This is a genomic window from Noviherbaspirillum denitrificans, assembly GCF_002211445.1.
Lineage (GTDB): Bacteria > Pseudomonadota > Gammaproteobacteria > Burkholderiales > Burkholderiaceae_D > Noviherbaspirillum > Noviherbaspirillum denitrificans.
Genome location: NZ_LSTO01000001.1, coordinates 2,255,132 through 2,266,197 on the forward strand (window position 1 = coordinate 2,255,132; position 11,066 = coordinate 2,266,197).

Genomic DNA, 11,066 nt, shown 5'->3' on the forward strand with positions numbered 1-11,066 from the left:
ACAGCCGAGGTGGGTACATTTCGCCGACACCGCGTGCAGCGCCCCATCGTCGTCGCGGTACACGGCCACCTTGCGCATGCCGTTGCGCACGATGGCGCCTTCTCCGGCCGGGATTTCCTGCGCCGAGTCCACTTCACCGCCGGTCACCCACTCACTGTATTTAGACAAGGTATTGGCCTGCTCGGCGACTAAGTCGGCAACACCGTGGCGCACCTTGCGCGCGGGCGCGTAGACGGACTGCCAGGGATTCTCGCGGCCCATGATGAGGTCGGTCACCAGCATCGCGCCGATGGTGGTGTGGGTCATGCCGTTGCCGGAGTCGCCGGTGATGATGTACACATTGCGGTCATCCACCGGATTGCGGCCGAGGTAGGCCAGCCCGTCGGACGGCTCCATGATCTCGCCCGACCAGCGGTATTCCACGGTACCCGCCATCGGGAAACGGTCCCGCGTCCAGCGTTCCAGTTCGTCGTAGCGATGCTGCGGATGGTAATCCTGCCCGACCTTGTGGTCCGCCCCGCCGACGACGAGAATGTCGTGGTCCGCCTGCGCGCCGCTCTTCTCGGTCCGGATGTAATAGTAGGGGTCGCCGGTATCCCAGAGCAGGATGGACGGTACCGAATCCTTCGGCACGCGCAATCCGATGACGTAGGTGCGGTAGCCAGCCTGCTTCGTATGCATGACCACGCGGTCATTGAAAGGCGTGTTGGTGGCAATGACGACGGCATCTGCCCTGACCTTGCCGCCGGATGTGGTCACGGTCTGCATCCTGGCATCCCCGTCCACGCCGAGCGCCCGCGTCCCGCAGTACACGCGCCCGCCATTACGCACGACAGCCTCGGCCAGGCCAGCCAGGTACTTCAGCGGATGGAATTGCGCCTGGTTGCGGAAATGGATGCAGCGTCCGGTATCGAAAGCCAGGCCGGGCACACGTTCCAGCAGTTCGACATCGGCGCCTGCCCGCTTCGCTGCGTCAAACTCCTTGTCGATGTTGCCTGCGCCGAGCGAGTAGAGGTAGCCGCTGACGCGTTCGAATCCGCAATCGATCTTCTCGTACCGGATGATGGTTTCGACCTGCGTGATCGATTGCGCATAGGCGTCCGCGACGAGCTTCGCAGTCTTTTCGCCGAAGCCGGACTTGATGTCTGCATACCATTCATCCGGCGGAAAAAAATGCGCGGTGGTGCGCCCGGTCTCCCCGGCGCCCACACCGAGGGCATCGACGACCACGACGCTGCGACCTTGCCTGCCAAGAAGATAGGCAGTCGTCAGCCCGGCAATGCCGGCGCCGACCACGCAGACATCGGCCTCGATATCACCCGCCAGCGGCGGAAAATCCGGCACGGCAGCCGTCGCCATCCATACCGAAGTGGATACGCCATTGCTTGCTTCCAGCATGATTCGTCCTTTCTGTCCGCATGACGGGCCGGCACAGGACGCCGGCCCTTTGCGGATAGACAAGGCCGATGGCGATAGGTTTATTTCACTGGCGCAGGCGCAATGCCGCCTTCCTGACGCTGCCCAGCGGAAGCACCTGCGCGCTGACGTCGTTCGCGGTACGCGGCTCCGGCACTTTCTCAAGCGACAATACCTCGGCCGAGCGCAGCACCCCTGCCGATGCGCTCAGGTCAAATGCAGCCACGGTCTGCCCGAGTGCCGACGCGCGCATTTCCATCGATGCCGCGGCCGCGGCGGCCTGCTCCACCAGCGCCGCGTTCTGCTGCGTCATCTCGTCCATCGTCGAGATGGCGCGGTTGATTTCCTCGATGCCGCGACTCTGTTCCTGACTCGCCTCGGTAATCTCGTTCATGATGTCGGCCACGTGCTTGACCGCCGTGACGATCTCGTCCATCTGCCGGCCGGCGTCGTCGACGAGGGCATTGCCGCTTTCGACCTTCTTCACCGAGTCGCCGATCAAGTCCTTGATCTCGCGCGCGGCCTGTGCGGAGCGTTGCGCGAGCGTACGCACCTCGGCGGCCACAACCGCGAAGCCGCGCCCCTGCTCCCCGGCGCGGGCCGCTTCGACGGCGGCATTCAACGCAAGGATATTGGTCTGGAAAGCGATGCCGTCGATCACACCGATGATGTCGACGATCTTGCGCGAACTGTCCTTGATCGAGCCCATGGTCTCGACAACCTGGTTCACCACCTCGCCACCCTTAACCGCTGACTCGGATGCCGAACGCACGAGCCTGTTCGCCTGCTGCGCATTGTCGGCATTGTGCTTCACGGTCGACGTCAGCTGCTCCATCGAGGAAGCCGTCTGCTGCAGGGCGCTTGCCTGCGATTCGGTGCGGGAAGACAGGTTGGAGTTGCCGCTGGAAATTTCGTTGGACGCGGTGCCGATCTCATCCGTCCCTGCGCGTACCTGGCTGACGATGCGGGACAGGCTTTCATCCATTTCCCTGAGGGCCCGCAACAGCTCACTGGTTTCGTCCTTGCCGACCACCTCGATCCCGGCGCCGAGCTTGCCGGCTGCCACGCGTTTGGCGACGCCGACCGCATCCTGCAACGGATGGGTGATGCTGCGCGTGGTGACAAAGGACAGGACGCCGCCGGTTGCCACGGTGACGATGCCCATCAGCATGAGCAGCGTGGTCAGCCGCTGGCCTGCAGATTCCGAGGCCTCGATCAGCCCGTCGACCGTTTTCTGCTGCATGTCGACCAGCCGGTCGATTTCCGTGATAGCTTGCTGGTTGAGGGGATCGATGCGCGCCGAAATAACCTTCCCGGCCGCCTCGTTCGCATAATCCTTGACCTTCTCGATGGCTTCCTTGAAGGGCTCTTCGGTCTTCTTGTTGAGCTCGGCGATGCTGGCGACAATCGCCTTCTCTTCCGCCGACAGGCCAAGTGCCAGCATCTTGTCCTGTGCCTCCTGGAAGCGCTTGCGCTGCACCAGCGCCTTGCTCTCTTCCTTCTGCATTTCAGGCGTGCTGTATTGCAAGCCGACGTTGCGCATGGCAATGCCGCCCTCCAGCACCGCGCTGCGCATCGCGCTGGCTACCGCCACCTTGCCGGTAGCCACCTTCAATCCTTCGTTCTGGACGCGCCGGCTGTTGGCGCTGATGACGATGTCCGCGATCAGCACGCAGACCACCATGACCAAGATGATGCCGAAACCCATACCCAGCCGCGTACCGATTTTCACCGTACGTAGATTCATAACCGTGTCTCCCCGACCAAATTGCACGGAGCAGCAAGAATCCGCCTGCCGGGCTGTCATGCGCCCGATCGAATGTTTGGATGGACTGAATTCTGCTGCGCTAGAACATCAAGCGTGCTTGACGCACACCCCAGCAGGGCCAGTGTAAAGGAGTGAATGGTGATTTTCCACCTTGCCTTCCTGTGAAGATTTTTACGAAGGTGCCAACCTGTCCGATTATTGGACATTCACCGAAAAAGCCGGAATGCAGGAGGAATGGAAAAGGGGAGATGCTTCGTCGAGGATGCCGAAAAGTGTTACAGAATCGGGATTTACGGCATAGCAGTGACTAGCTGGCAATGCCCGAAAACCAGACAGTACAGCATATGCCTGATTTCCGGACACGAATAACTTCGTTGCCTATTGACAACACATTGAGGGATCAGCTCCCTGTGGCGGGTGCCACTGCACAGGTGTTGAGAATACGCTGACTCTGCGCCATATCCGATGGGAGCGCTATGCCATCCTTGCGAGCCGGCAGCAGACCGGACCAATCCTGCGGTCCGTAGCCATACATGGACACGACGCCATCCAGCAATTCCTCGTCGCGAATGCCGGCGCGGACGAGGTCGGAGCGGCAAACATAGACTTCAGCTCCGCGCTCCTTCGCGGTCTTCAGCATCTGCCGCAGATCCTGGGTCGACCGGGTCCTGGTCAGCAAGCCGGCATCGGCCCCGGCCACGACGATCCAGAACGGCTTGTCCGATTTGTGCGGATTGTCGGCAAGGGCTTGACCCATGGTTTGCGCAAGCGGCCTACCCTGTTCCGCCACGTACACGCCGCCGGCCATAGCGGCGACAGGTACAGCAAGTGCAAGGACGATCAGAACCAGCAGGCGCAGCACGGGATGGCCGGGCAGGCTGCTGTGCGCCGGCCGATCGGCATGATGAAAGGCACGTGACAGCGAAAACATCGACACTCCATTTTTCATTGGTTCAAGTCGTCCGGTCCATGCCCTGGCGAATACGTTCGGCAGCCAGGCGGATCGTGGCGGGATTGATTTCCGCGCCTTGCGTATCCAGCGCGAACGCGAGCGCGGTATCCATTGTCGACAGGTGGAACAGGAACCATTGCGGCAGCAGTTCCGCCGCCTCGCGGCCAAGGGCGATGTCGCCATTCAACACATGCGGCGCGACGTGATGCAGCGCGCCCAGCACACGGGAGTGCTGCTCGCGATGTCCCAGCAGGCCGGGATAATCGATTTCTTCCATGAGGTCTTCCTCCTCGCGGAAGTCCTTTTCCACCTTGCCGATGAGACCCATGAAGGCAGTGGGAAACTGGTCATCCGGCATGGTCAGCAGTGCGCTCAGGTCCTCGAAGAACACCTTGTGCGCCTCATCCATGTCCTTCACGCCGAGGGTCATATCCTCAGACCATTTGATCGTTTGCATCACAGCCTCCTTGATTAAGCAACCAATGACCATCACGCGGATGGCCGAATTTGCCAGCATCCACCGGCGTTCTTCCCGGCCCCCTGCGCGACATCCTCCGCCCTGTTGTCGTACGGGGCGAAGTGGAGGTACGCGGATTGCGGGGAGAACGAATTCGGTTCTGCGACGGAGAAGGCGGACAGGCAGGCACCCGTGTCTGTCGACAACCGCACCATGGCGCGGATGGCCCGGACGGACAACGCCGAACCGCCGGTTGGCACGAGAATCGTCCCGAACATGATGCTCCTCTCCGATATCTCCGCCAGCCTTCAAGACCTTATTCTTCTGATGGTCATTCTAGAAGAATTTCAGGTCCCTTCAAGGCTGAAACCGGCGAGGAGTTGCCAACAAGAAAGGCATGGATTGACCTGGATCAAGAAAAGCCGATTCTGGCCGGGCGGCCTGCTACAGGCGCGCCGCGTACACCAGATTGCGGAACAACTGGCGGAAATGGGTGCGCTGTTCCGGCGCCTGCATCATGAAGATCGCCAGCATGTCCTCGGCAGGATCTATCCAGAAATACGTGCCAGCCAGACCGCTCCAGCTGTAGTCGCCCACCGATCCCGGCATCACTGCTCCGCCCGGATGCGTGCGGACGGAAAATCCGAGACCGAACCCGTAGCCAGGACCCGGCAGGTAGCTCAGGCCCGAACGCGCCAGCGGCAGGTCGGCAAGGTGGTCGCTCGTCATGAGCGCGAGCGTCTTGCGCGACAGCAGGCGCACGCCGTCGAGTTCGCCGCCATTGGCGAGCATTTGCGCGAAGCGGAAATAGTCATGCAGGGTGGACATCATGCCTCCGCCCCCACCCAGGAAATTCGGCTTACGGCGCGGCTGGTTCAGCTTCACGGCCGTGCCGTTGACAGGGTCGGTCGCGAACGCTTCGGCAAGGCGATGATGCCTGCTCTCATCCACCCAGAAGCCGGAATCCTTCATGCCCAATGGGCCGAGGATACGTTCTTCCAGCAGCGCGTCGAGCGGCATGCCAGAAACGCGCTCCAGCAATACGCCGAGCACATCGGTCGCATGGCTATATTCCCAGACCGTGCCCGGCTGGTACATGAGCGGCACCTGCCCGAGCTGGCGAATGAACTCGTCACTCGTTGCGCGCGGGCTGCCGATGCCGGCCTTGCGGTACGCCTCCTTGACCAGCGAGTCGCCGAAGATGCCGTAGGTGAAGCCTGCCGTATGGCGCAGCAAGTCCTGCACGGTGATCGGCTGGCGCACCTCTTCCAGCTGCAGGGTGCGCTTGCCCTTGCCGTCGTCCCTTTCCACCCCGACCTTGATGCCGCGCAGTTCCGGCAGGATATTCACGATCGGATCGCTCAGCAGAAGGCGTCCCTGCTCGACCAGCATCATCGTCGCCACGGACACGATGGGCTTGGTCATCGAATAGATGCGGAAGATCGTGTCCAGCGCCATGGGCACCCCGGTTTCCGGGTCCTGCACGCCCATTGCTGTCTCGAACACGATCCTGCCCTTGTGCGCGACCAGCATGGCCGCGCCCGGGATGAAGCGCGCGTCGATATCCACCTGCAACCGCTTTTTCAGCGCTTCCAGGCGCTGTGCCGAAAATCCGTCCATGTGTCTCCATCCTTGTCTGCGCCGTCGAAAAACCGAACGGTCGAACGGATTTTAATGGAGGATCGGCATGCTTGCCTTGCGCCGCAATCACGCCATGATGTGATAACCCGCGTCGATGTACTCCACGTTGCCCGTCAGCGACCGCGCGCCGTCGGACGCAAGGAAGGCGGCGACGTTGCCTACGTCCTCGATCGACGCCAGCATGCGTTCGGGGGAGCGCTCCTTCGCGCGCGTGAGCAGGGCATCGAAGTGGCCGATGCCGGAAGCCGCGCGCGTCATCAGCGGCCCCGGCGACAGCGCATGAACGCGGATACCCTTCACGCCCAGTTCCGCCGCCAGGTAACGCACGGAACTTTCGAGGGCAGCCTTCACCGGCCCCATCATGTTGTAGTGCTCGACCACGCGTTCGGAGCCGAAGAAGGTCACCGTCTGCAGGCAGCCGCCGTCCTTCATCAGCGGCTCGGCGAGGCGCGCCATGCGGATGAAGGAATGGCAGGACACTTCCATCGCCATTGCGAAGCCTTCGCGCGAGCAGTCGACCAGGCGGCCCTGCAAGTCATCCTTCGGCGCGAAGGCGATCGAGTGCAGCACGAAGTCGAGCTTGCCCCACTCCGCGGTAATGCGTTCGAACACGGCTTCAACCTGTCCTTCCTGGCGTACGTCGCAGGGCATCACAATGGTGCTGCCGAGGGATTCGGCGAGCGGGCGCACGTGCGGCTCGGCCTTCGCATTCAGGAAGGTGATGGCGAGGTCCGCCCCTGCGTCCCGGAATGCGCGCGCACACCCGTAGGCAATGCTGTCGTCGTTGGCGATGCCGACGACCAGCCCTTTTTTGTTGGCGAGATTCATGCTTGCTTTGCTCCTTGGATTTGAATCGGGGAAAGCCCGAGGCGACCGGGCTTCACCGCTTTGGATTGCCTGCAGGCTGCGGCAATCGGACGGCGGGTTTGATCTGGAACAAAGGATAACCAGCTCTTGCCGCAGCGCAGCATCGACATCGCCATTCATGGCGACACCATTCGGGCCCGGTTGACATGGATCAACAAAATTTCGGAGCTATCCCTTTACGGTGGACGCTCAACCGTTGCAAGACTTGAACGATGATGCCCGACTCCGTTCCACGCAACACGGTGTTCTCCCTGCGCGATGTCGCCAAGACATACACCATGGGCGAGGTGCGCGTATTGGCGCTGCACGACGTCAACCTGGATCTGTATGAAGGCGAGTTCGTCGTTCTCCTCGGCGCATCGGGCAGCGGCAAGTCGACGCTGCTCAATATCCTTGGCGGACTGGACACGCCGAGCGCGGGCACGCTGCATTACCTCGACCACGACCTGACAAGCGCGAGCGATGCCGAGCTGACTGCGTTCCGGCGCGAGCATGTCGGCTTCGTCTTCCAGTTCTACAACCTCATCCCCAGCCTGACCGCGCTCGAAAACGTGCAGCTCGTCACCGAGATCAGCCCGCATCCGATGGATCCTGCGGAAGCATTGCGCATGGTCGGACTGGAGGAGCGGATGCATCATTTTCCCGCGCAACTGTCGGGCGGCGAGCAGCAGCGCGTGGCCATCGCCCGCGCCATCGCCAAGCAGCCGGACATGCTGCTGTGCGACGAGCCGACCGGCGCCCTCGACTTCCGAACCGGGAAGCTGGTGCTGGAAGTGCTCGACCGCATCAACCGCGAACTGGGGACGACCACCGCCGTCATCACGCACAACGCGGCGATCGCCGGCATGGCGCACCGCGTGATTCATATCAGCAGCGGCTGCATCACGCGCATCGAGACCAACGCGCAACGTCTCGCGCCGGGAGACATCCGGTGGTGACCCTGCGCCTGCGCCCTGTCGATACCAAGCTGCTGCGCGACTTGTGGCGCATGCGCGGACAGGCGCTGGCAATTGCCATGGTGGCGATGTGCGGCATCGCGACGCTAGTCACGATGCGCGGTGGCTATGAAGCGCTGCTGGAGGCGCAGCACTCCTATTACGAGCGCTACCGCTTCGCCCATGTGTTCGCGCATGTGAAGAATGCGCCGCTCACGCTGGTCGATCGCGTACGCGAGATTCCAGGGGTAAACGATGCCGACGGGCGCGTGGTGTTCGACGCCTCGCTCGACGTGCCCGGCCTGGACGAGCCGGCCAGCGCCCGCCTGGTATCGCTGCCCGCGACACCCGGCACCGGACTCAACCGCGTGCACCTGCGCAGCGGACGGCTGCCGGAAACGGGGAACCGGCTCGAAGTGCTGGCCAGCGAAGCCTTCTCCACCGCCAACCATTTGCGTCCCGGCGATAGCCTGGCAGCCATCATCAACGGCCGAAAGGAACGGCTGTATATCGTCGGCATCGGCATCTCGCCGGAGTACGTCAACGAAATCAAGGGCAACAGCTTTCCCGACAACCGGCGCTTCGGCGTGTTGTGGATGGCGCGCGATGCGCTGGCTGCCGCGCTGAACATGCGCGACAGTTTCAACGACGTCGCCGTCATCCTCGCACCGCATGCCAGTGAACAGCGCGTCATCGAGCAGCTCGACATCCTGCTCGCGCCCTATGGCTCGCTCGGCGCCTATGGCCGCAGGGAGCAGGTGTCGCACAGCTTCATCGACAACGAACTGTCCTCCAACCGCGTAAGCGGCACCATCATTCCCGCCATCTTCCTCGGCGTCACCGCCTTCCTGATCCACAACGTGCTCCTGCGCATCATCACCTTGCAACGCGCGCAGATCGCGCTCCTAAAGAGCTTCGGCTACGGCAGCTTTTCGGTTGCCGCGCACTACATCAAGTTCGCGGTGCTGACCGTGATGGCGGGAGGCGTGCTCGGCGTGGCATTGGGGACCTGGCTGGGACAGGGGCTGGCCGGGCTGTATGCGGAGTTTTACCACTTCCCCAGCATGGCGTTCCGGCTGTCGGGATTTTCGATCGCGCTGTCGCTGGTGGTTGCCATCTTCTCGGCGGTGTTCGGCGCGTGGCTTGCGGCGGTGCGCGTGCTGCGCCTGGCGCCGGCGGAAGCGATGCGGCCGGAGGCGCCCGCGCATTTCAGGCCCGGCCCGTTGGAACGGCTTGGATTGCAGCGCTACATGCCGTTGCCGGTGCGAATGGTACTGCGCAACCTGGAACGCAACGCGGCCAAGTCCCTGCTCTCCATCCTGGGCCTCGCGCTGGCGGTCGCGCTGGTGATCACCGGCCAGTACACCTTTGATGCGCTCAACGAGATCATTCGCCTCCAGTTCCGCACCGCGCAGCGCGACGATGTGACGCTCAGCTTCAACGAAGCGTGCGACCTGTCCGTGGCGCACAACCTCGCCGCCCTGCCCGGCGTGCTGCGCGTCGAGCCCTTCCGCAGCCTTCCGGTCAGGATGCGCTTCCGCCACCGCATGAAGAAGACCGTCATCATGGGCATGGCGCCGGTACGCGAGCTGCGCATGATCCTCGACGAACGAGAGCAGCCGGTCGACCTGCCGCAAGAAGGCATCGTGCTGACGAAAAAGCTCGCTGAAATCCTCGGCGTCTCCGCCGGCGATGCGCTGACGGTGGAATCGCTGGAAGGCAAGCGCGCGTCCGCCACAATCCCGGTGACGCTCATCGTTGACGAGCCGATCGGCACTTTTTCGTACATGTCCAATGCCGCCCTCGCCCGCATCCTGTCGGAACCGGAAACCGCTTCCGGAGCATTCCTCGCTGTCGATCCGAAACACCAGGCCGAACTGTACAGCACACTCAAGTCAATCCCCGCGGTCGGCAGCGTGAACCTGCGCGAAGCGACACTGCAAAGCTTCCTGTCGACCGTCGCGCAGAACATGAAGATCAACACCATGGTGCTGGTCGCCTTCGCCTGCGTGATTGCGGCCGGTGTCGTGTACAACGCGGCGCGCATCGCCCTGTCCGAGCATGCGGTTGAACTGGCGAGCCTGCGCATCCTCGGCTTCACGCGCGGCGAGGTCGGCCGCATGCTGCTCGGCGAACAAGGCTTGCTCACGCTGGCGGCCATCCCGCTGGGATGCGTGCTCGGTTATGCACTGTCCGCCCTGCTTTCCGAACTGCTGAGCCAGGAGCTGTTCCGCATTCCCCTCGTGGTCAGTACGCGCACATTCCTGCTCTCGATCGGCGTCGTGCTGCTGGCGGCCGCCGTTTCCGGCTACCTCGTATGGCGCAAGGTGCAGAAACTCGATCTGATTGAAGTCCTCAAGACACGCGAATGATGGATACCCGAACCAAAACCCCGCTTGCCGAAGACACCAAGGCAAGGAAGATGCGGCCGAAAACGGTCGCCATTGCATCGCTGGCGACTGTCGCCACCGCCGGACTCCTCTGGCTGCTGTTCTCCCCGGATCCTGTCAAGGTCGAACTTGCCCAGGTCGACGAAGGCCCGATGCAGGTCACCGTCAACAACCAGGGCCAGGTGCGCGTGCATGACAGATACGTGGTCGCCGCGCCGGTCGCAGCTGAACTGCAGCGCATCGAATGGCACGACGGTGATGCAGTCCGGCGCGGGCAGATGGTGGCGAGCCTGAGCCCCTTGCCGATGGATGCGCGGCAGCGGCAGGAAGCTGTTGCCCGCCTCGATGCGGCCAAGGCGCTGGCGCAGGAAGCCGCGCAACGTGCCGGGCGGGCCATGACCGACATGCAGTTCGCCGCCAGCGAACGCGCGCGCATCGAGCGGCTGGTCAAGGACAACTTCATGTCGCCCCAGGCAGCGGAAAAAGCCGTCACCGCCGAAAAGAACAGCCGCGCCGAATGGGACGCCGCCCGCTCGCGCCAGCAGGCGGCGCAGGCCGACGTGCGCGCCGCCGAAGCCGCCTTGCTCGTGAGCGACAGCGGCGGCAAGCGCCGGATCGACCTGAATGCCCCGGTTGATGG

General features: G+C 63.0%; 9 protein-coding genes. 3 read left to right on the plus strand and 6 right to left on the minus strand.

Going from position 1 to position 11,066, the window contains the following annotated elements:
* The 6 genes from AYR66_RS11075 to fabI form a co-directional block, all read right to left on the minus strand.
* Positions 1 to 1,398: FAD-dependent oxidoreductase (locus AYR66_RS11075; RefSeq protein ID WP_141104216.1), on the minus strand; the 1,398-nt coding region annotated here is incomplete at its 3' end.
* Between the two features lie 85 nt (positions 1,399 to 1,483).
* Positions 1,484 to 3,163 carry a methyl-accepting chemotaxis protein gene (locus AYR66_RS30395; RefSeq protein WP_088707533.1) on the minus strand — a complete coding sequence of 560 codons (1,680 nt, stop codon included), beginning with the start codon at positions 3,161 to 3,163 and terminating at the stop codon, positions 1,484 to 1,486.
* Positions 3,164 to 3,584: 421 nt separating this feature from the next.
* Positions 3,585 to 4,115: a DsrE family protein gene (locus tag AYR66_RS11085; protein WP_088707534.1), complete on the minus strand. Its 531-nt coding sequence runs from the start codon at positions 4,113 to 4,115 to the stop codon at positions 3,585 to 3,587.
* A gap of 22 nt (positions 4,116 to 4,137) precedes the next feature.
* Positions 4,138 to 4,593: a bacteriohemerythrin gene (locus AYR66_RS11090; RefSeq protein ID WP_088709752.1), complete on the minus strand. Its 456-nt coding sequence runs from the start codon at positions 4,591 to 4,593 to the stop codon at positions 4,138 to 4,140.
* 444 nt (positions 4,594 to 5,037) lie between these two features.
* Entirely contained in the window at positions 5,038 to 6,213 is a 1,176-nt protein-coding gene (locus AYR66_RS11100) for a serine hydrolase domain-containing protein (protein ID WP_088707536.1), read from the minus strand.
* 87 nt (positions 6,214 to 6,300) lie between these two features.
* Positions 6,301 to 7,062 (minus strand): enoyl-ACP reductase FabI, encoded by a 762-nt coding sequence (gene fabI / locus AYR66_RS11105; protein WP_088707537.1) that lies wholly within the window; start codon positions 7,060 to 7,062, stop codon positions 6,301 to 6,303.
* Between the two features lie 254 nt (positions 7,063 to 7,316).
* On the opposite strand from fabI, the gene AYR66_RS11110 reads away from it, so the two are divergent.
* From AYR66_RS11110 to AYR66_RS11120, 3 genes are all read left to right on the plus strand, one after another.
* The gene (locus AYR66_RS11110; protein ID WP_088709753.1) at positions 7,317 to 8,039 is read left to right on the plus strand and encodes an ABC transporter ATP-binding protein; all 723 of its coding nucleotides are present in this window, start codon (positions 7,317 to 7,319) and stop codon (positions 8,037 to 8,039) included.
* Positions 8,033 to 10,408 (plus strand): ABC transporter permease, encoded by a 2,376-nt coding sequence (locus tag AYR66_RS11115; RefSeq protein ID WP_088707538.1) that lies wholly within the window; start codon positions 8,033 to 8,035, stop codon positions 10,406 to 10,408. Before AYR66_RS11110 ends, AYR66_RS11115 begins: the two co-directional genes overlap by 7 nt.
* A partial coding sequence (locus tag AYR66_RS11120) for an efflux RND transporter periplasmic adaptor subunit (RefSeq protein WP_474647530.1) occupies positions 10,405 to 11,066 on the plus strand: 662 nt, incomplete at its 3' end. The genes AYR66_RS11115 and AYR66_RS11120, both read left to right, overlap by 4 nt.

Excerpts from the sequence above, each read along its gene's own strand:
- AYR66_RS30395 (WP_088707533.1), bottom strand. The coding sequence starts at position 3,163 with ATGAATCTACGTACGGTGAAAATCGGTACGCGGCTGGGTATGGGTTTC.
- AYR66_RS11085 (WP_088707534.1), bottom strand. The coding sequence starts at position 4,115 with ATGTTTTCGCTGTCACGTGCCTTTCATCATGCCGATCGGCCGGCGCAC.
- AYR66_RS11090 (WP_088709752.1), bottom strand. The coding sequence starts at position 4,593 with ATGCAAACGATCAAATGGTCTGAGGATATGACCCTCGGCGTGAAGGAC.
- AYR66_RS11100 (WP_088707536.1), bottom strand. The coding sequence starts at position 6,213 with ATGGACGGATTTTCGGCACAGCGCCTGGAAGCGCTGAAAAAGCGGTTG.
- fabI (WP_088707537.1), bottom strand. The coding sequence starts at position 7,062 with ATGAATCTCGCCAACAAAAAAGGGCTGGTCGTCGGCATCGCCAACGAC.
- AYR66_RS11110 (WP_088709753.1), top strand. The coding sequence starts at position 7,317 with ATGCCCGACTCCGTTCCACGCAACACGGTGTTCTCCCTGCGCGATGTC.